The organism is Paenibacillus pedocola, from assembly GCF_031599675.1.
GTDB lineage: Bacteria > Bacillota > Bacilli > Paenibacillales > Paenibacillaceae > Paenibacillus_AQ > Paenibacillus_AQ pedocola.
In genome coordinates this window covers 3878909-3901799 of sequence record NZ_CP134223.1, presented here as the reverse complement: position 1 = coordinate 3901799, position 22891 = coordinate 3878909, and the positions used below count along the sequence as shown (strand labels likewise).

Genomic DNA, 22891 nt, shown 5'->3' with positions numbered 1-22891 from the left:
CATTTTTAACGCAAGTACCACAAAATAGGGAAGGCTGACCCTTCCATCCTAAGGGAGAGAATACATATGGAAACACGTGACTTATTATTTGGACTGAATGAAGTGGAGGGGATCGGCTGGAAAAGCATCGACAGAATCCGCCAGGCAGGGTTATTGACAAAGCGAGCGTTTGTTTGCAGTCCGGAAGATTGGCAAAAGGCCGGATTACCGGCAAAAATTGCACAGCGGCTGGCTGAAGCGTTTGATGCGGGATGGATTCTTAAACGCCGTCTTTTAATGGAAGAAAGCGGAGTAGCCATGGTTACTGTTCTGGATGAGCAATACCCTGCTTTGCTGAAGGAAACAGCACAGCCGCCATGGGTGCTTTATTACAGGGGATCTCTGGAATATGCTTCCCGTCCTGCAATAGCGATGGTGGGTACACGTGTGCCTACTGCCTATGGACGCAAAGTAGGAGAGATGCTCTCGGAGCAGCTGAGTACGGCAGGGCTTGCGGTAGTCAGCGGACTGGCCCGGGGAATCGACAGCGTGTGCCATGAAGCGGCATTAGCCTGCGGCGGAATTACAATCGCTGTTGTTGCTACTGGTCTCGACAAGGTCTATCCGCCCGAGAACAGGGAGCTGGAGCGGGAGATTTCACAAAAAGGGCTGGTGCTCAGTGAGTATCCGTTAGGCACCCAGAGTCATCCGGGCCTGTTCCCGCAGCGCAACCGGATTATCGCCGGTCTGACCTTAGGGACGCTAGTTGTCGAAGCTGACTCCCGCAGCGGTTCCTTGATCACGGCTGATGCCGCCCTGGAAGCGGGAAGAGATGTGTTTGCGGTTCCCGGACCGGTTACTTCTCCCAAAAGCCGCGGAGCGCTTGATCTGATCAAACAAGGGGCAAAACTTGTAACCTCTGCAGAAGATATTGTGGAAGAATATATTTCTTTTATACCTGTAAAGGCTGATAGAGAGAGCTTAAACCCCCTTTTTGAGCTGGGGAATGGGGATGGGCTGATCGAAAAGAAATTGACAAGTGAGGAGTCTCACCTATACCATATACTGCATCAAGGCCCGTTTAGTCTGGATGAGCTGCTGTTTAGAACAAGGTGGGATTTTGGACATTTGCATTCAGTTCTGTTATCTTTAATCATAAAAAAAGCGGTAACACAATTGCCGGGTGCAATTTATAAGGTAATTTAATATAGAAGGAACAGACTTAAGCGTATTCTCAAGAAGAGTGTATGCTTCCGGAGCAAGATTTGAACGGTCTAATTCATGGAAATAACTGCTCACAATACTTTTAGGAGGAACAACCTATGGCAGATACATTAGTCATTGTCGAATCGCCGGCAAAAGCGAAGACAATCGGCAAATATTTAGGCAGTAAATATATTGTAAAGGCTTCTATGGGACATATCAGAGATCTGCCGAAAAGCCAGATTGGCGTCGAGGTAGAGAATGACTTCAATCCCAAATATATCACGATTCGCGGTAAGGGATCGATTCTCAAGGAACTAAAAGATGCCCGCAAAAAAGTAAAAAAAGTCTATCTGGCGGCTGACCCGGACCGCGAAGGTGAAGCTATTGCCTGGCATCTGGCGCATGCGCTGGATTTGGATAACACAGAGGAGTGCCGGGTTGTTTTCAACGAGATCACGAAGCAGGCTGTAAAGGATGCTTTTAAGACCCCGCGCAAAATTAATATGGATTTGGTTAACGCTCAGCAGGCCCGGCGGATTCTGGACCGGCTCGTCGGTTATAAAATCAGTCCACTATTATGGAAGAAAGTCAAAAAGGGCTTGTCGGCCGGGCGGGTGCAATCGGTTGCTGTTAAGATTATCATGGACCGAGAGAATGAAATCTCCGCTTTTGAACCGACTGAATATTGGAGTATTACCGCAAAGCTAGGCATCCGCGATTCCGTCTTTGAAGCCAAGTTTCACAAGCTGAATGGTGAAAAGAAAGAGCTGGGCCGGGAAAGCGAAGTTCAGGAAGTGCTGGAAGCCATCAAGAATGCTGATTTCAAGGTGCGGGAAGTGAAGGAGAAGGAAAGACAGCGACATCCTTCGGCACCGTTTACCACAAGCTCACTTCAGCAGGAAGCAGCCCGCAAGCTGGGCTTTCGTGCTGCCAAAACCATGTCTGTGGCTCAACAGCTGTATGAAGGCGTAGAGCTTGGCAAGGAAGGCACGGTCGGTTTGATCACCTACATGCGTACCGACTCCACTCGTCTTTCCGCTACCGCTCAGGAAGAAGCGAAGGAGCTGATTTTGGCCAAGTACGGAGAGAAGTTTATTCCGGAATCACCGCGCCAATATTCCAAAAAAGCTGCAGGAGCCCAGGATGCGCATGAAGCGATTCGTCCAACCTCTGCACTGCGCGAACCTGAGATGGTCAAAGAATTCATGAGCCGTGATCAATTCCGCTTATATAAACTGATCTGGGAGCGCTTCGTCTCCAGTCAGATGTCCTCTGCTCTACTTGATACACTCTCCGTGGATATTACTGCAGGAACTGCAATCTTCAGAGCAGTCGGCTCCAAGGTTTCTTTCCCTGGTTTTATGAAGGTGTATGTAGAAGGTAATGATGACGGTACGACTGACGAAGAGAAGTTTTTGCCGCCGCTGAAAGCCGGGGATGACCTGGTGAAGCAGGACATTGAGCCTAAGCAGCATTTCACCCAGCCGCCGCCGAGATATACTGAAGCACGTCTGGTTAAAACACTGGAAGAGCTGGGTATTGGCCGCCCGAGTACGTATGCACCTACACTGGAGACAATCCAGAAACGCGGCTACGTAGCGATTGAAGAGAAGAAATTTATGCCTACTGAGCTAGGCGAGCTGATAATAGAGCAAATGGAACAATTCTTCCCGGAAATTCTCGATGTGGAATTTACTGCGCACATGGAAGGGGATCTTGACCATGTGGAAGAGGGCGCGGAGGATTGGGTAAAAGTATTGGCCGGATTTTATGAATCTTTTGAGAAGCGCCTGCTGTTTGCTGAAGAAGAAATGAAAGAGATTGAGATTGAAGATGAAGTGTCCGATGAGCTCTGCGAGAAATGCGGGAAGCCGATGGTTTATAAACTGGGACGGTTCGGGAAGTTCCTGGCCTGCTCAGGATTCCCTGACTGCCGCAATACCAAGCCGATTGTGAAGGATATCGGAGTAAGCTGTCCGAAGTGTCATGAAGGGAAGGTCGTCGAGCGTCGCAGCAAGAAAGGACGCGTATTCTATGGCTGCGATCAGTACCCTGGTTGTGATTTCGTCTCCTGGGACCGTCCTTCAATTAAACCTTGTCCAGTTTGCGGCTCCTGGATGGTGGAGAAGCGCAACAAGCAAGGCACGAAGCTGCAATGTACCTCTTGTGACCACACTGAGGCTGTACTTGAGGGCGAAGAATTAGCAGAATAAATAGTTTTCAGGAGGAAAGGAAATTGACAGAAACAGCTAAAGTAACAGTAATTGGAGCGGGCCTCGCCGGCAGCGAGGCTGCCTGGCAAATTGCCTCAAGCGGGGTGCCGGTCAGATTATATGAAATGAGACCCGCAGTTAAAACACCTGCTCATCACACAGATCAATTCGCCGAACTGGTATGCAGCAACTCGCTCCGGGCTAATGGACTGGGAAATGCAGTGGGCGTATTAAAAGAAGAGATGCGGCGGCTGAACTCGCTGGTCCTTGGAGCAGCTGACCGTCATGCAGTTCCTGCGGGCGGAGCACTTGCTGTTGACCGGGACGGATTCTCTGGTGAGATCACCCGGACGTTGCACGAACATCCGCTAGTGGAAGTCATAAATGAAGAACTGACGCATATACCGGAGGACGGGATTGTTGTCATCGCGACAGGACCTCTGACTTCTCCGGCATTATCTGCTGAGATAAAGGCTTTATTGGGTGAAGAATACTTCTATTTCTATGATGCTGCAGCACCGATTGTGGAGAAGGATACTATCGACATGAGTAAGGTATATTTGGCTTCCCGGTACGACAAAGGAGAAGCGGCATACCTGAATTGCCCGATGACCGAAGAGGAATTTGACCGTTTTTATGATGCGCTGATTTCGGCTGAGACTGCTGCGCTCAAAGATTTTGAGAAAGAGATTTACTTCGAAGGCTGCATGCCGATTGAAATTATGATGAAGCGCGGCAAGCAGACAGCGTTATTCGGGCCGATGAAACCGGTGGGACTTATGAATCCACATACGGGGAAACTGCCTTACGCTGTCGTTCAGCTGCGCCAGGACAATGCTGCCGGAACACTCTATAACCTGGTTGGCTTTCAGACTCACCTTAAATGGGGTGAACAGAAGCGGGTATTCTCACTGATTCCGGGTCTGGAAAATGCGGAGTACGTCCGTTATGGTGTAATGCACCGTAATACATTTATTAATTCTCCCAAGCTGCTGCACCCTACTTATCAGATGAAGGGCCGGGAAAGATTATTCTTCGCCGGACAGATGACAGGCGTTGAAGGCTATGTGGAGTCTGCGGCATCCGGACTGATTGCGGGAATCAATGCAGCCAGAGCTGCGCTTGGTGAAGAAGGCATCGTATTTCCTGAGGATAGTGTGCTGGGCAGTATGCCTGCATATATTACTTCCGCCGATCCGGAGCATTTCCAGCCGATGAATGCTAACTTTGGACTGCTTCCGAAGCTCGAGAAGAAAATCCGCAGCAAAAAAGAAAAGAATGAACTTCTCGCCTACCGGGCACTCGACAGTATCGCAGAATTCGCGACCCGAACAGGCCTTGCTTACAAAGAACCGGAGCCCGCGGAACCCAAACTGTCATAATTTGAAGTTTACTCAGCATAAGCTTATGATTTATATAGCATGAATTTAAGGATGCTGCTTACTATACAGTATTCTTAAAGTTCATATTAATAAGAAATAAGTTTATTCTAGGAGGTTGCTAAATTTATGTTACCCAGCTTTCATGCAACTACAATTTGTGCGGTTAGACATAATGGCCATGCTGCGATAGCGGGCGATGGACAGGTTACCTTTGGCGAGAGCGTCATCATGAAGACGACGGCCAAAAAAGTCCGCCGCCTGTACAGAGGACAAGTAATCGCCGGTTTTGCGGGTTCCGTAGCCGATGCGATAACTTTGTTTGAAAAGTTTGAAGGCAAGCTTGAGGAGCATCACGGTAATCTACAGCGGGCCGCAGTAGAACTGGCTAAGGACTGGCGGCAGGATCGCATCCTGCGCAAGCTGGAGGCGCTGATGATCGTGATGGACAGGGAAGGTATGCTGCTGATCTCGGGCAACGGCGAAATCATTGAGCCGGATGATGATGTGCTGGCCATCGGCTCCGGAGGCAATTTTGCCCTGGCCTCGGGACGCGCGCTCAAACGCCATGCTCCGGACCTTAGTGCAGCAGAAATTGCCAAAGAAGCGCTGCAGATCGCTTCGGAGATATGTGTATATACCAATTCCAATATTATTGTTGAACAATTGTAGGCACGGTGCCACAGAAAGAGGGAGGAAGTCGCAATGGTGAATCAATCGCTCACACCCCGTCAAATCGTCGCTGAACTTGATAAATATATCGTAGGCCAGAAGCAGGCCAAAAAATCGGTAGCGGTTGCTCTGCGTAACCGTTACCGGCGCAGCCTGCTCCCGGAGGAGCTGCGTGATGAAGTTGTTCCCAAAAATATTCTGATGATTGGTCCAACCGGTGTAGGCAAGACGGAGATTGCCCGGCGTCTGGCCAAGCTGGTTAATGCACCGTTCATCAAAGTTGAGGCTACCAAGTTTACCGAGGTTGGATATGTGGGCCGGGACGTGGAATCCATGGTTCGCGATCTGGTGGAGACTTCAATCCGTATGGTCAAGCTGGAACGGACCGAGAAAGTGAAGGATCGGGCTGAAGAGCTTGCCAATGAACGTATCGTATCGATTTTGGCACCATCGTCTTCGAAGAACAAATCACAGCGCAATCCTTTTGAGATGATCTTCGGAGGCAACAATGCAAGTTCCGAGGACAGCAAGGAGGAAGCAGAGGACGGAAGCCTGAGTGAACGCCGCCGCAATATCAAATTCAAGCTGCTTGCAGGGCAGCTGGAAGATGACATTATTGAGATCGATGTTGAAGATACGGCTCCAACCATGCTCGATATGTTTGCCGGCCAGGGGAATGATCAGATGGGGATGAACATGCAGGAAATGTTCGGAAATCTGCTGCCTAAGCGGACCAAGAAACGTAAGCTTCCGATTAAGGAAGCCCGTAAGGTGCTGATTCAGGATGAGGCAGCCAAACTGATTGATATGGATGACGTTATTCAGGAATCAATAACCCGTGCAGAACAGTCCGGCATCATATTTATTGATGAGATCGATAAAGTAGCCAGCCAAGGTAAAGGTTCTGGACCGGATGTCTCCCGTGAAGGGGTACAGCGTGATATTCTGCCAATCGTAGAAGGTTCTACGGTGATGACCAAATACGGCCCTGTGAAGACCGACTACGTGCTTTTCATGGCGGCGGGAGCTTTCCATATTGCTAAGCCTTCTGACCTCATCCCTGAGCTTCAGGGACGCTTTCCGATCCGTGTGGAGCTGAGCAGTCTTACACTGGAGGACTTTGTGTCTATTCTGACGGAACCGGAGAATGCGCTGACGAAGCAATATGTCAACTTACTGAAGACTGAGAATATCGAAATTCAGTTTCAGAAGGAGGCAAATCAGGAAATTGCCAAAATTGCTGCATCAGTGAATCAGAATATGGAGAATATCGGTGCCCGGCGTCTTCATACCATTCTGGAGAAGCTGCTGGAGGATCTTTCGTTTGAAGCGCCAGAATTAACACTGGAAACCATGGTGATAACACCCGAATATGTTCGCGAAAAACTGTCAGGAATCGCGCAGGATCGGGATTTAAGTCAATATATTTTGTAAAACGGTTGTCTTCGGAGATTCCATTAAATTTAGGTATTTAGAATTAGTGATGTGCATAAAAATCCTTGAAAAAGAATAAATCATGTAATAAATTGTTAAATAAATGCATATTATGGCTTTAGAATGTCAAAAAATTGAAAAACCATGCTTTAAGCCCTCTCTTTTCAGAAAAGATAGGGCTTATTTCTTATTGTAATAATATACAAATTCTACGAGAATCAAAGTATATGAGATTGCCAATAGAATCAACCATCGACACCTTTCGACCTTGATTTGAAAAAAATAGCAAATAAATTAGCTTTTTTTGTCGAATCAAGCAGGAGTTCGTAAGGAAGTTGTGGAATTCTTTTCATTATGATAGCTTTGGAAGGGGGATTTCCATGGGTTTGCTGAATAGTGTCAGTTTTCAACGATTACAGGGAGGCCTTGAAGCCGCCAACAAGCGACAAAGTGTTTTAGCCAATAACGTAGCAAATGCCGACACACCCGGATTTAAACGTTCAGACGTTTCTTTTGAAAGTGTGCTTGCCGCACAGGAAAGTGGACTGAAGCCGACGCTCGGTGCGAAGGTAACGGATTCTCGCCACTTCCAATTCGGTAATGTGTCTGCTGTACCGTCTGCGGTCGTTAGCACAGATGAAACCACCTCGATGAATAACAACGACAATAATGTGGATATGGACCGGGAGATGGCGCTCAGTGCTGAGAACCAGCTCAGGTATAACTCTTATGTCCAGCAGTTGAACAGTCAAATCACGATGATGCGCACAGTCATTCAGGGGGGGTAAGCAATAGTGAATTTTGGTAGCAGCTTTGGAATAAGCGCCTCAGCCTTAACTGCCCAGCGGCTCAGAATGGACGTGATTTCCTCTAACATTGCCAATGCTGAGACAACAAGAGCCTCTGTCGTGGATGGTAAGGCCGTTCCGTACCGGCGTAAGCTTGTTGTGCTGGAAACAGAGAAGAATAACAGTTTCTCAAACATTTTGAATTCGAAAATGGGTAGTGAGAATGGTAGTGAAGGCGTTAAAGTGCAGTCAATCATTGAGGATTCTTCACCACTGAAGCCAGTCTACAACCCGAGTCATCCGGATGCGGATACCAACGGATATGTATATATGCCTAATGTGGATCTGACTAAAGAAATGGTGGATATGCTGTCCGCCTCCCGTTCTTATGAAGCGAATGTAACAATGCTGAATGCGTCAAAAGCTATGGTCAGCAAAGCGCTCGAAATCGGACATTAAAATGAACTGACATTTTAGGAGGGTAATCGTTGATACAAAATTTAACTATCGGGACACAGGCTATCCAACCGCTTGCTATGAAATCTGCAGCCGTCGAGTCTGGGGAAGTAACCGGTTCCAAACAAAGCTTCGGATCTTATCTGGAAGATGCTTTGAATCAGGTGGCTGGCCAGGAGCAACAAGCCAAGGATATGAGTAATAAATTTGTATTGGGAGAAGTCAATATCGATGAGGCGATGATTTCTTCGCAACAGGCATTGCTGAGTTTGCAGCTGACTACACAAGTCCGGAACAAAGTGATTGAAGCCTATCAGGAAATTATGAGAACTCAGATCTAAATAATCCTAGCTTAGTTTCGGATGGGGTGACACTGTGAATGAAAGATTTGCCCAGTACAGGGAGAAGTTAACCCAGTATTGGAACAGATTCAGCGGTAAACAGAAAATTCTATTTTTCTCTACCCTGTTTATCATCATAATAATAATCGTAGTTTTGACCATGCAGCTTTCGAAGACGGAATACGAGGTAGCCTTTCAAGATTTAGATAGTACAGATTCAGCAGGTGTCATGACTTACCTGGATTCCGCCGGGATTTCTTATCGATTGAGCCCGGATGGCAAAAGCATCTCAGTACCAAGCACAGAGGCAGCCCGTATTAAGGTGGATATCGGTTCGCAGGGTATCGTGCAGGGAGGCTCAATCGGATACAAAATCTTTGATGAGTCCTCGTCCATGATCGGTACAACGGACAGTGAGTTCGATGTCAAATATAACAATGCTTTGAATGGTGAAGTTGAACAATTGATGAGACGGATGCAAGGCATCAAGGATGCCAAGGTGCTGATCAATCTTCCAAAAGAAACGGTTTTCGCTTCCCAGGAGGATCAGGAACAGGCTTCCGCTTCTGTAGTGCTCACTTTTGATCCGGGATTTAGACCCTCTCAAGATAATATTGACGGATACTTCAATCTTGTGAAGACCGCTGTGCCGAATTTGCCGGTAGATAACATTACGATCGCCAATAACGAGGTCGAATTGATGCCGAGCGCTAGAGGCGGGCAAACCGGGGTTTCCAGCCAGGTGGAAGAAAACTTTGCTCTTCAGAAAAAATTTGAAGAAGAAGTCAAAAAGGATGTAAAACAATTTCTTAGTACGCTCACTGGTCCCGATAAGGTGGATGTTCTGGTCTTCTCTAAGCTGAATTTTGATAAGGAAAATCGGAAGGAAGATCTAGTCACACCGGTGGATACGGAGAATATGAAAGGGATTGAAATTAGTTCACAAATTATCAGCAACACCTATTCGGGTCAGGGAAACACTACCGGGGGAGTTGCGGGTACAGGATCGGAAGATGTCTTCGGTTATCCTTCTGGAACAGATACTGGCACTTCTACTTCTGAAGAATCTTCGGAAACTAGGAACTATGAAGTTAACCGGATCACCAAGGATATCATCGCGAGCCCATATACTGTTAAAGATTTAACCATAAATGTTGCTGTTGAACCACCTACCGGACAAACAACTTTAGATGCTGCAACTTCGGCTGCAATTCAGAACATTCTGGTTAATATCGTACGCGCTTCATTGGCAGATTCAGGAGTCACTTATACAGACGCTGATTTAACCAAAAAAGTTTCGGTATACTCGCAACAATTCGGAAGCAATGAAGCGGCTGCCGGTTCCGGCGGACTTGCGACATGGATGATTTGGGCGATTGCAGCAGGGGCGCTGCTGATCGGTGCGGGTGGCGGATTCGTTATTTACCGGAGCCGCAAGAAGAAGGAAGAAGAAGAAGTGGAAGAAGATATTCCGCTGCAGGTTCCTACCGAGTTCCCATCCATTAACTTGGAGAGCGTGACGAATGAAAGTCAGGTTCGCAAGCAACTGGAAAGTCTGGCGAAGAAGAAGCCGGATGAATTCGTAAATCTGCTGCGCACATGGCTTGCAGACGAACAGAGGTGAACTAATGGCAAAAGCTAGCCAGCAGGGTCTCAGCGGCCGCCAAAAGGCGGCAATCCTGCTTATCACACTAGGGCCCGAGGTATCGGCGCAAATATTCAAACATCTAAGAGACGAGGAAATTGAACAGCTCACTCTGGAAATTGCCAATGTCCGCAAGGTGGACAGTGTAGAAAAAGAGTCGATTATGTCCGAATTTCACCAGATATGTCTCGCTCAGGAGTATATCTCGCAAGGCGGTATCAACTACGCCAAGGAGATTCTTGAGAAAGCCCTGGGCTCAGCCAAGGCTCTTGAAGTCATCAACCGGCTGACGGCAACGCTGCAGGTTAGACCCTTTGACTTTGCCCGTAAGGCTGATCCTAATCAGATCTTAAACTTCATTCAGAATGAAAATGTACAAACAATCGCACTAGTTTTATCTTATTTGCAATTTGAACAAGCAGCCACGATCCTTTCTTCTCTACCACAGGAAAAGCAGGCTGAGGTTGCCAGAAGAATCGCGATCATGGATAGCACCTCACCAGAGGTTGTTACGCAAATTGAGCGTGTACTTGAGCAAAAGCTTTCCGCAACGGTTACGCAGGATTACACCAATGCCGGCGGTATCGAGTCTATTGTTCAGATCTTGAACGGGGTAGACCGCGGAACAGAACGTACAATTTTGGATTCCCTGGAAATTCAGGATCCGGAGCTGGCCGAAGAAATCAAAAAACGGATGTTCGTGTTCGAGGATATTGTCAATGTGGACAATCGTTCGATTCAGCGCATTATCAAGGATATCGAAAATGCGGATCTGCAGCTTGCACTCAAGGTTGCGAGCGAGGAAGTGCGGGATGTTATTTTCCGCAACATGTCCAAACGGATGGCCGAAACCTTCCGCGAAGAAATGGAATATATGGGTCCTGTCCGGCTGCGTGATGTTGAAGAGGCTCAGACACGCATTGTAGGTACGATCCGTAGACTTGAAGAATCAGGTGAAATTATCATCGCCCGTGGTGGAGGAGATGACATAATTGTCTAGGCTGATTAAACACTCCCAATATGTTCCGGTAGATGTGCTTAAACGGTTGGAGCAGGCCAGGCAGCATGCCGGCCTTGCTGAAGAGCCTGCTGCAGAAGATGCGGCAGGTGAGGTTCATTATCATGATCCCGCCCGTGAAGAGGCAGAGCAAACCCGCAGGCAAATGCTGAAGGATGCCCAGGAATTCGCTGAAGGTCAGGTCCGGAATGCATCACAGGAAGCTGAAAATATTGTGGAATCGGCACGGACGGAGGCAGAGGAATGGTGGCGGCAGCGCAGAGAGCAGGATGAGCATCTGGTCGAGGCCGTCAAATCCGAGGCGTTCCAGCAAGGATACCAGGAAGGCCTGACACAGGCAGAACATGATATGGCTCAAAAAATGGCCGAGATGATGGAAGAGGCGCGGAATGTGCTTCAGGAAGCATACCGGGCAAGAGATGTAATTATTCAGGAAGCCGAACCTTTTCTGGTGGAGTTAAGCTGTGGAATCGCAGAAAAAATCGTGGACAAGCAGCTGACTGTGGAACCGCAGTTTGCTATGGATCTGATTCGTAAGAATCTGGCACGTAAAAGGGAGCAGGGATTAATCTCCTTGTGCGTATCACCTGCTCAGTTCGCTTTTGTTAACTCGGCGAGAGAGGAGCTGTCGCTGGCGGTGGACTCCCAAGCAGAGCTGCAAATCCTGCCCGATTCGACAGTCAAAGATCTGGGCTGCGTGATCCGTTCTTCCTTTGGCAGCATTGATGCACGGATTGACACCCAGCTTGCTGAGATCAAAAAAGAACTGGTAAGGATCGCATTGGACACCGAGGAGCACAGAAATGGGGAAGGCGATGCTTGACAGTAGACGATATAAAGAACAACTGCGTAATTTCGACCCGGTTAGAATCAACGGGAAGGTTACTCAGGTTATCGGACTGATGGTCGAGTCAGAAGGGCCGGATGCCAGCATTGGAGATGTGTGTTATATCTATCCGGCAAAAGGCAATAAGCCGCTCCAGGCTGAAGTGGTAGGTTTTCGGGACAATAAGGTGCTACTGATGCCTCTTGGTGAACTTCAGGCGATAGGGCCGGGTTGCGATGTGGTTGGCACTGGTAAACCGTTAAGTGTTCAGGTCGGTTCTGAACTGCTGGGCAAGGTGCTGGACGGATTGGGCCAGCCGCTGGACGGATCACTTATTCCCGCGCGGATGCCACACAGCTCAACCTTTAATATCCCTTCTAATCCATTAAATCGCCCTCGTGTACACGAGCCTATCAGTATTGGAGTCAGGGCCATAGACGGACTTCTGACAATCGGCAAAGGGCAGCGGGTTGGGATCTTTGCCGGATCCGGGGTCGGCAAAAGTACCCTGATGGGAATGATTGCCCGAAATACTTCGGCAGATGTCAATGTGATTGCACTGATTGGTGAACGTGGCAGAGAGGTTCTGGATTTTATCGAACGTGATTTGGGGCCTGAAGGCCTGCAGCGTTCCGTAGTCGTTGTCGCAACGTCAGACCAGCCGGCACTAATCCGGATCAAGGGTGCGCTGATAGCAACAACGATAGCAGAGTATTTCCGTGACCGGGGCTTGAACGTCATGCTGATGATGGATTCTGTCACACGTTATGCAATGGCGCAGCGTGAGGTTGGACTAGCGGTGGGAGAACCGCCAGCAATGAGAGGTTACACACCATCCGTGTTTGCTAGTTTGCCTAAGCTGCTTGAAAGGGCGGGAACCGGGCCAACTGGCTCCATTACCGCATTTTATACAGTTCTGGTTGACGGTGATGATATGAATGAACCGATCGCCGATGCTGTGCGGGGGATTTTGGACGGGCATATTGTGCTAAATCGTAATATTGCCAACAAAGGCCATTTCCCGGCGATTGATGTGCTTGCCAGCATCAGCCGTGTAATGAAGGATATAGCTCCCGAGGAGCAGATTGCGGCTGCTGAGAATGTAAAGAGACTTATGGCGGTATACAAGGATTCGGAAGACTTGATAAATATCGGAGCCTATCAGCGCGGTTCCAATGCCCAGATCGATGAGTCCATGCACTACATTGACAGCATATGGGACTTTACTAAGCAAAAGGTGAACGAGAAAGTAACCCTGGCAGAAGTTCAGCAAGCTTTAATTTCACAGTTCTCGAGGAGTTGATTAGCAATGAGGTTCCATTATACTTTTCAAAAAGTTGTGGACTTGAAAGGCAACGAGAAAACACAGGCAGAGTGGATGCTCTCAAGCGCGCTCGGAGAACTGCAAGCCCAGGAGAAGAGCCTTGATGAACTGGTGGCTCAGCGGAATTCGCTGATGCTGTCGCTACAAAGTGCGGCGGAGCAAAAAACGCCAATGGTGAAGATCATTGAGATGCAGAATTATTTGGAGCATTTGGACCACTGTATTGCCCGTAAGCACTCTGACATCAAGCGGGCGCATCAGGAAGTTCAGCACAAGCAGGACCATCTCAGCACAAAAATGTTGGATGAGAAGGTTTGGCTGAAGGCCAAAGACAAGGCACAGACGATCTTTCAGCAGAATATGATTTTACGGGAACAAAACGAACTGGATGAGATGGCTACCGTCCGCTTCGCGATGAAATCCCTCTAACCCGGGAGGTTTCCGCTAGTGGCTAAAAATGATATGGAACTTGAAAATGAAGAGTCAGCAGGCAAATTCGAGCGTTTTTTATTTCTGATGATACCAATCATATTTACACTCGTACTGCTTGGTGTTTTACTGACTCTTTTTAATATGGACATCCGTAACAACGTACTGGAAATTGCAAATAAGATCCCGGTAGTTGATAAGTGGATTCCAGATCCTGCTTCTGATCCATCCAGTGAACCCACAGATGATGAGGCAGCACAAAGCGAAGAACAGGCTGCAAGCTCCGAATCAACGATTAAAGAGCTGAAGGCCCAGCTTGCTGCACAGGAAGCCCAGCTGAAGCAGGCTAATGAAGATAAAACTGCACAGGAAACACGGGTAGAGGCTCTGCAGAAGCAGATTGACACCATGACAGAAGAGGCTGCGGCTGCTAGCACTGAGGAAACAGTGGATCCATATCAGGAGAAAGTGACCGAGTTAGCCAAGCTTTACGCGGGCATGAAGGCTTCCAAAGCGGCACCGATTATGGAGAATCTGACTACTGAGGAAATGGTGCAGATATTCAGTGCAATGAATAACACCAGCAAAACAGCAATTCTCGAAAAAATGGATCCTAAAAAGGCTGCTGAAGTGTCAGTAAAGCTAAAAGAAACAACGAATTCTACCGATATGGCTATTGCAGCCCTTCAATCGAGACTCAAGCAAAGTCAGACAGATACACCTGCAACATCAGCTGCCGGTAACTTGGATCAAGATGAACTCAGTCAGACCTTTACCACGATGCCTGCTGCTGACGCAGCTACTCTGTTAGGTTCGATGTACACAATCAGCCCGGATAAGGTCATCACGATCCTGAATACGGTTAGTGATAGTGTGAGATCCTCGATATTGGGTGAAATCACCAAAATCGACAGTACGCTGAGTGCCAAAATTGTAAATCGTCTGATGGGCGGTAAATAAGACTTGAGAGGAGGTGAAAAATAGATGAGTTTAGTGTTATCATCACTATCCGGCGGAAATATGGTGCCGACAAATGGCACATCTGCGACGGCTGGCGGAACAACAGCTGCGGCTGGAACTGCGGCGGCTGCAGGTGGAGGGACAACAGCAATGCCTTTTGCCCAGACGCTTGTTCAGACCATGGGAGGAAGCATACCAAAGGGTGCAGAGACACCGCTGCTTGGCAATCTGGCATCGCTGCTTCAGGGGTTGATGAACGCTGTGCAGACTACTGGTGAAGAACCAGGCAATGCTGCAAACGTCCAAAGTGCAGATTTATTAAAAAGTCTTACAGAAGATGTTGAAAAGCTGGATGAAAACATCAGCGCTGATCCTGCTTTATTGGCAGCTCTACAAGGATGGCTGCTTCAAGTTTCTGCTCTGCTATCTGGGAATAATGCTGCAGGAGAGTCCGGCGGGAGTGAAGGCAATACGGATGCGGCAGCAGTATTGTCGCCGCTTGCACAGAACCCTGAGACGATACGTTTTGCTGTTCAGGATGAGCTTAACAGTCTCGTCAGCCTGATAAAGGATGCGGCAGCAAAGGGAAATGAAGCCTCAGCCGTTAAAGGGGCTGAACTTCTCAACCAGTTCTCGGCCATAATGGCTGAGGTAGTAACTCCTGAGAACAATAAGGTGAAGGCTAAAGGAACAAATACTACTGACATAGCAGCAGCTTCGGCTAAGCAGGCCGGAACAGAGGGCAACATTAAGCCTAAAGCTACTGATACCACTGTCCCAGTACTGGTTAAACCCTCTATTGTAACTACAACAACCCAAACAGAAACAGCTGCCACTGCTGCAACTGCAGTAGTAGAGGTGAGTGCAGTTGTGATCGGTACACAAGCGACCAAAACGGCAGGCGCCGCAGAAACACTGAAATCTGCTTTCACAGAAGAGCCGCTTCCTGAAATGAAGACAGCTGAAGGAAGTCATGACATTGTGACTGCCGGTCAATTGTCGATCAGAGACGGTCTAACAGCACCATTGAAGGCTGAGTCAGTTCCGGTACCGGTTAGTCAATTTGCTCAGCAAATGGATACTTTTATTACCGGTAAGCTGGAAATCGTCAAAAAAGGCGGAGTAGCAGAAGCAACCATCACTTTGTTTCCGGAAAATTTGGGACAAGTCGATGTTAAAATTACGATGCAAAACGGTAATCTGATTGCTCAATTCAATACTGCGCATTCCGGTGCCAAGGATATGTTGGAGCAGCAGATGAGTCAATTGCGGGCAGCGCTTCAGTCCCAGGGAATTCAAGTAGAGAAGCTGGAGGTTACACAGAATAATACACCGCTTTTCTCACAGTTTAATGGACAGCAAGGAAGGCAGCCAGGTTCGAGCGGCCAGCAGGGCGGTCGTTCCAAGGAACGACGTGAAGAAGTCGGAGATGCGGTACTTGCAGCAGAACTGAATGGTGAATGGAAGGACTGGGTTGCAGAGACCAAACAGAACAATCCAAACCAAGAAGGAAGTTTCTCAGCCAAGGCTTAGCTCTATGAAAAGCGAGGTGAAATGAAATGGCAACGACAAATCCAGTGTCAAACAGTGAGCAATGGAACTACGTCTCTAATAGTTCGGCTACATCCAAAACAACCGGCAACTCCACGCTAGGCAAGGACCAGTTCCTGAAAATACTGATCACCCAGCTGCAGAATCAGGATCCCATGCAGCCGATGGAGGATAAGGAATTTATTGCTCAGATGGCTCAATTTTCATCAGTTGAACAGCTTATGAACATATCGACCCAACTGACAGCGTTGAATCAGTCCCTAGGCTCGGTATCAGGTTTGATCGGTAAGGATATCACTTGGACAGACGCTGCAACAGAGCTGCCGAAGACCGGCAATGTCGAGTCGATCGTAGTTAGTAGTGGTGTGCAATATGCTGTCGTAGGCAGTGAGCGTATTGCATTGACTGATATTACACAGATTCAAAATGCTGCTCCTAAAGCTGATAACGTCAGTAACAGTGAGACATCTGAAAATGGTGGGGAGAACGGGGTGACGACATGAGCGAACGGCTGACTATAGGCCAGTTATATCCCGCAAGTGTTCATCCACAAGTGCTGCAAAGAACACAGGCAGTTAAAAATTCTGCTGCTGCAGAAGCATCATTCGAGAGCGTGCTGCAAAAGAATATGCTTAAGTTCAGCAATCACGCAGCCAAACGCCTGGAGCAACGGGGAATAGAACTCGGAAGCAGCCAATTGGATCAGATTTCGTCCGCTGTGGACAAGGCAGCCGCCAAAGGCAGCAAGGAATCTTTGATTTTATTGAAGGACATGGCCTTAATTGTAAGTGTGCCAAACCGAACCGTAGTGACAGCAGTGGACGGAAGTTCGATGAAGGACAATGTATTTACGCAAATTGACAGTGCAGTTATTATTTCTTAACCGGCCGGTCCTAACCGGAGAGCCGGAATGACCGTCGACCGACTGACGCGGCCATAGCTCAAAGAACAATCTTTAATACTAAATGAAGAGTCTTGGACTCTACAATCTGGGAGGGCTTTTAACAATGTTAAGATCAATGTATTCAGGAGTTTCAGGTATGCGCGGTTTCCAAACGAAGCTGGATGTTATCGGTAACAACATTGCCAACGTGAATACGATCGGTTTCAAATCCGGCCGTGTAATGTTCAAAGACATTATGAGCCAGACGGTATCCGGTGTTTCTGCACCGGTGGATGGCGGACAAGGCGGGGTGAATGCTAAACAAATCGGCCTCGGTGTAAGTATCGGTTCTGTGGATACCTTGCATTTGGCAGGAAGTGCAATGACAACGAACAATCCAACTGACCTGCGGATTGACGGTGACGGGTTCTTTCTGGTTAAGCTTTCGGATGATCAGGAAACACCGTTCCTGACCCGTGCCGGGGACTTTCATATGGATGCAAGCCGCAACCTTATTACCTCTGACGGACTGCATGTACTGAATGCTGATGGTGAGTCCATTCAATTGGGTGAGGATGTAACAGCATTCTCAATTTCCAGCAACGGCACCATTGTACAGACTATGGCAGACGGCACGACTGAAGCCGGTGCACAAATCGCTGTAGCTAAAGTGAGCAATCCGCAGGGCCTTGAGAAAATCGGCGGCAATCTGTTCCGCATGACGCTCAATGCCAATGCTGATGGTGAACTTACACCTACAACAGCCAACAATACAGAAGTTGGTACAGGGGCTATTGTGGCGGGCCAGCTGGAAATGTCAAATGTTGATTTGACCGGCGAGTTCACCGAAATGATCGTTTCCCAGCGTGGCTTCCAGGCGAATTCACGGATTATTACCACTTCCGATGAAGTGCTGCAGGAAGTTGTTAATCTGAAGCGTTAATTTTCTGACCATTATTACAAGCAAGCTGTATAATAATAACGTTTCGCCTTTTGACGGAACCGTTATTGCCAAGTCATGGGGGGGAACTCCTCCCCCTATTTATTGTAAGGAGGCCTGTTATGATTTCGGTAACAAGATTGAACGGGGCGCCCATGTGGCTTAATGCCCTGCTCGTAGAAATGGTGGAAGAAAGTCCAGATACTTATATAACACTTGTAACAGGCAAAAGATTGATCGTGCTTGAAAAAGCCGATGAGGTAATCAGTAAGATTCGGGATTATAACAGGGACATAGGCACATATGCTGCCACCATTAAAGTCCAATCAATGGAGGAGCTTTCATGAAAAAGATGCTGCCGTGGCTCATTACGATTTTACTGGCGATTACACTTATTGTAGTTGCCGCATTTTTACTAATGGATAAGATTTTTCCGAGCGATACTAATGATGTGAATGCGGCTGTCCAGAATGTGGAAGCCAAGAGTCTTAGCGCTGATGAAATCGTTGAGCTGACGACGGAAATCACCGACATCAAAACTAATCTTGCCGACCCCGATTATATCGTTTTAATAAATTTCGCGTTCCAGCTGGATGCTGTTAAGTCCAAGGAGGAATTCGAAAAGATCAAGGATATCAAGATTAAGCCGCTGATTATCAAGACGCTTGCCGATACCAAGCCGGAGGAACTTAACGGGGCGAACGGCAAGGATCAGCTGAGCAGCAAACTGGTAAATCTGATTAACAAGACCTTGACTGAAGGCAAGCTGACCCAGATTGAAGTAACTAACTTCATCATGACTTCTATTTAGCTGCTGTAAGGATAATTCCTTGTTGGGGGGGTGATAAAATTGGTTGATGTACTATCACAAAACGAAATTGATGCTCTGCTTGCTGCACTTTCATCCGGTGAAATGGATGCCGACGATCTTAAAAAAGAAGAAACCCAGAAAAAAATCCGCTCCTATGATTTCAAACGGGCCGTACGTTTCTCTAAGGATCATATCCGCAGCCTTACGCGGATTCATGATAACTTTGCCCGCTATCTTACGACGTACTTTTCGGCCCAATTGCGCACCTTCGTGCAGATAAATGTCGTTCAAGTAGAGCAGCTCCCTTATGATGAGTTTATCCGCTCCATTCCGAAGATGACGATATTGAATATTTTTGAAGCCGAACCGCTTGAAGGCCGGATGGTTATGGAAGTGCATCCGAACATTGCCTTTGCAATGCTGGATAGAATGCTTGGCGGGTTTGGAACTGCCCCAAGCAAAATCAGTGCACTGACCGAAATTGAAACAACCATTATGGAGAGGATCTTCAGCAGATGTTTTGAAAGTCTGCAGGAAGCCTGGAAGACCGTGCTTGACATTAATCCCCGGATGGAAGCCTTGGAGACCAATCCGCAGTTTATGCAGATTGTGTCACCCAATGAGACTATTGCCTTGATTTCATTAAGCACCAAAATTGGCGATACGACCGGGATGATCAATCTTTGTATACCTCACGTTGTTCTGGAACCGATCATGACAAGACTATCCGTTCATCAATGGTTTGTTTCCGAGAAAAAGGTTCGCGATGAGGTTGAATTAGAAGCTATTAGATCTAGAGTTAATAGGGCACAGTTGCCAATTGTGGCGGAGCTAGGCGAATCGAGGTTATCCATTGCTGAATTTCTCGGGCTTAGCGTCGGCGACGTAATATCTCTCAACAAGACTGTCGATACCGGATTGTCGATCAAAGTAGGGGACAAGCTGAAATTTGTCGGAAGTCCAGGGATGATAAAAGATCGTGTGGCTGTGCAAATAGACGAGATTGTCAGTGAAGGAGTTGAAGAGTTTGACGAGTAAAGATTATTTATCCCAGGAAGAAATCGATGCTCTTCTCAGACAATCTGCGGAAGGATCCTTGGCCCCACAGGAGAAGACGGTGGAGGACTTCTTAACCCCGTTTGAGCAGGATGCCTTAGGAGAAATCGGTAATATTACATTTGGCAGTGCAGCAACAGCACTTTCCACGTTGCTTGGCAAGAAGGTAGATATAACTACCCCTAAGGTATCGATTATTACCCGCAGCGAATTTGAGGAAGCTTTTCCCAAACCACACGTAGCAGTACACGTACAGTACGTAGATGGTTTTCAGGGGATTAACTCCCTGGTTATCAAAATTAGGGATGCACAGGTTATCGCCGATTTAATGCTGGGCGGTGAAGGTGATCCTAAAGATGAAGAGCTGAATGAAATTCATATCAGCGCCGTGCAGGAAGCGATGAATCAAATGATGGGCTCATCTGCAACCTCCATGTCTACGATCTTTAACCGGTTTGTCAATATCTCGCCTCCTGGTATCGATATTCTAAATATGTCCAGCGGTGAAGGTGTAGGCAGCCTGCCGAATGATGAAACCCTGATTCAAATTTCATTCCGCCTGAAAATTGGAGAGCTGATAGATTCTACGATCATGCAGCTTTTACCAGTGCAGTTTGCCAAAGATATGGTTGCGATGCTCATCGGAGACGTCAGCCAGGCAGACACGGAGACGGCTGCTACGCAGACTGAAGCGCCCGCAGCAGCACCATCCGCTCCAGAGCCTGCCCCGGCAGCAGCTCCTCCTGCGCAGCAGGCACCGCCGCAGGCCGGAGGTTATCCGCCGCAATATCCGCCGCAGGGAATGCCCCCTTACCCGGGGATGGAAGGAGGCTATTATTATCCTCCAGCAGGCATGCCTGCCTATGGAATGCCCGGAATGCCGCCTTATGGAATGCCACCGCAAGGTATGCCATATGCGCAGACTCCGCCGCAGACTCCGCCTCCAAATCGCAATGTGAATGTACAGCCTGTACAGTTTGCTAACCTGAGTGCTGGAGCTTTTGGCAACATTGATGAAAACAATTTAAATTTATTGATGGACATACCACTGAGAGTAACCGTAGAATTAGGAAGGACCCAGAAGCAGATAAAAGATATTTTAGAGATGTCACAAGGTTCGATCATCGAACTGGACAAGCTGGCGGGTGAGCCAGTCGACATTCTGGTTAACAACAAGCTGATCGCCAAAGGGGAAGTCGTGGTTATCGACGAAAACTTCGGAGTTCGCGTTACGGATATCGTCAGCCAGTGGGACCGAATTCAAAAATTACAATAAGCATACTTAGGGAGGATTTTTTAAAAATGGCTAACCGAATTCTAATCGTGGACGATGCAGCATTTATGAGAATGATGATCCGTGACATTTTGTCGAAAAACGGATTCGAGGTAGTGGGTGAAGCCCAGGACGGTTCGCAGGCTATTGAGAAGTTTAAGGAGCTGCGTCCGGATTTGATCACGATGGATATTACCATGCCTGAAATGGACGGAATCGCCGCCCTTAAAGAAATTAAAAAAGTGGATGCCAACGCCAAAGTCATCATGTGTTCAGCCATGGGTCAGCAGGCTATGGTAATTGACGCTATTCAAGCAGGTGCCAAAGATTTCATTGTGAAGCCTTTCCAGGCAGACCGTGTTATCGAAGCTATTAACAAAACGCTGGGCGTCTAGGCACGAGGCATGTTATCCGCTTCCGGAACGCTCGGAGATAGTAGTCCCCTGCTGAGTTTACTAAAAGTTATTTTTGTCCTTGCCATCATTATCATCCTCATAGTGCTGCTTATCCGGTTCCTAGGGCGCCGCAATCAGACATTAATGAGTGGGCAGTCGATCCGTACGCTTGGTGCGCTCGGATTGGGTCCCAATAAGTCTGTGCAGATTGTTGAAATCGGCGACAGCCTCTACTTGATCGGGGTTGGTGAGAATATTTCGATACTGGATAAAATCACTGACCCTGCTGAAGTAGCACTTATTATTTCTCGGTTTGAGGATCAGGCATCAGGACAGGATAATTTTCTATTGCCGCTTATAGCTAAGATCAAAGCCAAGGTGCGCGGAGAGGTGCCTTCTCAGGAAATCGAACTTAATGAAACATCCTCTTTTTATGAGACGTTGCAATCCAAGCTTGCGCTTGCACCTGAGCGTAAAGAGAAAATGGAAGAGCTTCTACGGGATGATGGTCTTAAGGATGAGTCGAGGGATTTATGAAAAAAAAGCTGATTCTTTCTTTTCTGTTGCTCGGTATGTTTAGTATTCTGCTCTTGCATCCGATTCACGCTGATCCTATTCCGAATATTAATATTCAGGTCGGCGATAATGACGGTTCCGCAGGCGGAGGGACCAGTTCCATCTCGATACTGCTCCTTGTGACAGTTCTGAGTGTGGCCCCGTCTTTTTTAGTACTTATGACCAGCTTTACACGGATCGTCATCGTGCTGGGTTTTGTCAGAACTTCGCTAGGAACACAGCAAATGCCTCCGAACCAGGTGCTGGTGGGACTTGCCTTGTTCCTTACCCTATTTATCATGACACCTACACTTTCACAGGTGAATGAGCAGGCACTTCAGCCTTACATGAAGGGGACACTCACCCAGTCCGAGGCGCTTGCCAAAGCAGCCGATCCAATGAAGGAATTTATGTTCAAGCAGACAAACACCAAAGATCTGCTGTTGTTTATGAATTACACCGGCAATAATGCTTCGGTAAAACCTGCTACTTACAGCGACATACCGCTTACAGTGATGGTGCCGGCCTTTGCAATCGGGGAAATGAAAAAAGCCTTTACAATGGGTTTTATGATTTTCATTCCCTTTCTGATTATTGATATTGTTGTATCAAGTACACTGATGGCCATGGGGATGATGATGCTGCCCCCGGTTATGATTTCATTGCCTTTCAAAATAATGCTCTTTGTACTGGTAGACGGCTGGTACTTAGTCGTTAAATCACTGCTGCTAAGTTTTAACACCTGACACTTAAGAGG

At 47.7% G+C, this 22891-nt stretch carries 25 protein-coding genes; all 25 read left to right on the top strand.

What is annotated here, in order from left to right:
- Positions 1-66 precede the first annotated feature (66 nt).
- Positions 67-1185 carry a DNA-processing protein DprA gene (gene dprA / locus QU597_RS17165; RefSeq protein WP_310829095.1) on the top strand — a complete coding sequence of 373 codons (1119 nt, stop codon included), beginning with the start codon at positions 67-69 and terminating at the stop codon, positions 1183-1185.
- Between the two features lie 116 nt (positions 1186-1301).
- Positions 1302-3398: a type I DNA topoisomerase gene (topA, locus tag QU597_RS17160; protein ID WP_206100608.1), complete on the top strand. Its 2097-nt coding sequence runs from the start codon at positions 1302-1304 to the stop codon at positions 3396-3398.
- A 23-nt stretch (positions 3399-3421) separates the two neighbouring features.
- Positions 3422-4780 (top strand): FADH(2)-oxidizing methylenetetrahydrofolate--tRNA-(uracil(54)-C(5))-methyltransferase TrmFO, encoded by a 1359-nt coding sequence (gene trmFO, locus QU597_RS17155; RefSeq protein WP_206100607.1) that lies wholly within the window; start codon positions 3422-3424, stop codon positions 4778-4780.
- A 126-nt stretch (positions 4781-4906) separates the two neighbouring features.
- On the top strand, positions 4907-5449 hold the full coding sequence (gene hslV / locus QU597_RS17150) for an ATP-dependent protease subunit HslV (RefSeq protein ID WP_054941088.1): 543 nt from the start codon (positions 4907-4909) through the stop codon (positions 5447-5449).
- Between the two features lie 33 nt (positions 5450-5482).
- On the top strand, positions 5483-6883 hold the full coding sequence (hslU, locus tag QU597_RS17145; RefSeq protein ID WP_310829094.1) for an ATP-dependent protease ATPase subunit HslU: 1401 nt from the start codon (positions 5483-5485) through the stop codon (positions 6881-6883).
- Between the two features lie 380 nt (positions 6884-7263).
- Positions 7264-7671: a flagellar basal body rod protein FlgB gene (gene flgB / locus QU597_RS17140; protein WP_310829093.1), complete on the top strand. Its 408-nt coding sequence runs from the start codon at positions 7264-7266 to the stop codon at positions 7669-7671.
- A gap of 6 nt (positions 7672-7677) precedes the next feature.
- On the top strand, positions 7678-8130 hold the full coding sequence (flgC, locus tag QU597_RS17135; protein ID WP_310829092.1) for a flagellar basal body rod protein FlgC: 453 nt from the start codon (positions 7678-7680) through the stop codon (positions 8128-8130).
- 29 nt (positions 8131-8159) lie between these two features.
- Entirely contained in the window at positions 8160-8468 is a 309-nt protein-coding gene (gene fliE, locus QU597_RS17130; RefSeq protein WP_054941084.1) for a flagellar hook-basal body complex protein FliE, read from the top strand.
- A 34-nt stretch (positions 8469-8502) separates the two neighbouring features.
- Positions 8503-10092, top strand: coding sequence for a flagellar basal-body MS-ring/collar protein FliF (gene fliF, locus QU597_RS17125; protein ID WP_310829091.1), 1590 nt, complete (start codon positions 8503-8505; stop codon positions 10090-10092).
- A gap of 4 nt (positions 10093-10096) precedes the next feature.
- The gene (gene fliG, locus QU597_RS17120) at positions 10097-11113 is read left to right on the top strand and encodes a flagellar motor switch protein FliG (protein ID WP_206100600.1); all 1017 of its coding nucleotides are present in this window, start codon (positions 10097-10099) and stop codon (positions 11111-11113) included.
- Positions 11106-11954, top strand: a complete 849-nt coding sequence (locus QU597_RS17115; protein WP_054941081.1) for a FliH/SctL family protein — start codon at positions 11106-11108, stop codon at positions 11952-11954. The genes fliG and QU597_RS17115 overlap by 8 nt, the downstream gene beginning before the upstream one ends.
- Positions 11947-13260: a flagellar protein export ATPase FliI gene (gene fliI / locus QU597_RS17110; RefSeq protein ID WP_054942108.1), complete on the top strand. Its 1314-nt coding sequence runs from the start codon at positions 11947-11949 to the stop codon at positions 13258-13260. Before QU597_RS17115 ends, fliI begins: the two co-directional genes overlap by 8 nt.
- A 6-nt stretch (positions 13261-13266) precedes the next feature.
- Entirely contained in the window at positions 13267-13710 is a 444-nt protein-coding gene (fliJ, locus tag QU597_RS17105; protein ID WP_310829090.1) for a flagellar export protein FliJ, read from the top strand.
- 18 nt (positions 13711-13728) lie between these two features.
- Positions 13729-14670, top strand: coding sequence for a MotE family protein (locus tag QU597_RS17100; protein ID WP_310829089.1), 942 nt, complete (start codon positions 13729-13731; stop codon positions 14668-14670).
- 24 nt (positions 14671-14694) lie between these two features.
- Entirely contained in the window at positions 14695-16203 is a 1509-nt protein-coding gene (locus QU597_RS17095; protein WP_310829088.1) for a flagellar hook-length control protein FliK, read from the top strand.
- A 26-nt stretch (positions 16204-16229) separates the two neighbouring features.
- Positions 16230-16724: a flagellar hook assembly protein FlgD gene (gene flgD / locus QU597_RS17090; protein WP_310829087.1), complete on the top strand. Its 495-nt coding sequence runs from the start codon at positions 16230-16232 to the stop codon at positions 16722-16724.
- A complete protein-coding gene (locus tag QU597_RS17085) occupies positions 16721-17104 on the top strand; it encodes a TIGR02530 family flagellar biosynthesis protein (RefSeq protein ID WP_310829086.1) in 384 nt (127 codons plus the stop codon). The genes flgD and QU597_RS17085 overlap by 4 nt, the downstream gene beginning before the upstream one ends.
- A gap of 124 nt (positions 17105-17228) precedes the next feature.
- Positions 17229-18047: a flagellar basal body rod protein FlgG gene (gene flgG / locus QU597_RS17080; protein ID WP_206100592.1), complete on the top strand. Its 819-nt coding sequence runs from the start codon at positions 17229-17231 to the stop codon at positions 18045-18047.
- 119 nt (positions 18048-18166) lie between these two features.
- Complete coding sequence (locus QU597_RS17075; protein WP_206100591.1) at positions 18167-18391, top strand: flagellar FlbD family protein; 225 nt, start codon at positions 18167-18169, stop codon at positions 18389-18391.
- Positions 18388-18855 carry a flagellar basal body-associated FliL family protein gene (locus tag QU597_RS17070; RefSeq protein ID WP_054941073.1) on the top strand — a complete coding sequence of 156 codons (468 nt, stop codon included), beginning with the start codon at positions 18388-18390 and terminating at the stop codon, positions 18853-18855. Before QU597_RS17075 ends, QU597_RS17070 begins: the two co-directional genes overlap by 4 nt.
- Positions 18856-18894: 39 nt before the next feature.
- Positions 18895-19893 carry a flagellar motor switch protein FliM gene (gene fliM, locus QU597_RS17065; RefSeq protein WP_206100590.1) on the top strand — a complete coding sequence of 333 codons (999 nt, stop codon included), beginning with the start codon at positions 18895-18897 and terminating at the stop codon, positions 19891-19893.
- Positions 19883-21187 (top strand): flagellar motor switch phosphatase FliY, encoded by a 1305-nt coding sequence (fliY, locus tag QU597_RS17060; protein WP_310829085.1) that lies wholly within the window; start codon positions 19883-19885, stop codon positions 21185-21187. The genes fliM and fliY overlap by 11 nt, the downstream gene beginning before the upstream one ends.
- A gap of 26 nt (positions 21188-21213) precedes the next feature.
- Positions 21214-21579 carry a response regulator gene (locus QU597_RS17055; protein ID WP_019910416.1) on the top strand — a complete coding sequence of 122 codons (366 nt, stop codon included), beginning with the start codon at positions 21214-21216 and terminating at the stop codon, positions 21577-21579.
- A 9-nt stretch (positions 21580-21588) separates the two neighbouring features.
- On the top strand, positions 21589-22116 hold the full coding sequence (locus QU597_RS17050) for a flagellar biosynthetic protein FliO (RefSeq protein WP_310829084.1): 528 nt from the start codon (positions 21589-21591) through the stop codon (positions 22114-22116).
- Complete coding sequence (fliP, locus tag QU597_RS17045; protein ID WP_310829083.1) at positions 22113-22880, top strand: flagellar type III secretion system pore protein FliP; 768 nt, start codon at positions 22113-22115, stop codon at positions 22878-22880. Before QU597_RS17050 ends, fliP begins: the two co-directional genes overlap by 4 nt.
- Positions 22881-22891 lie beyond the last annotated feature (11 nt).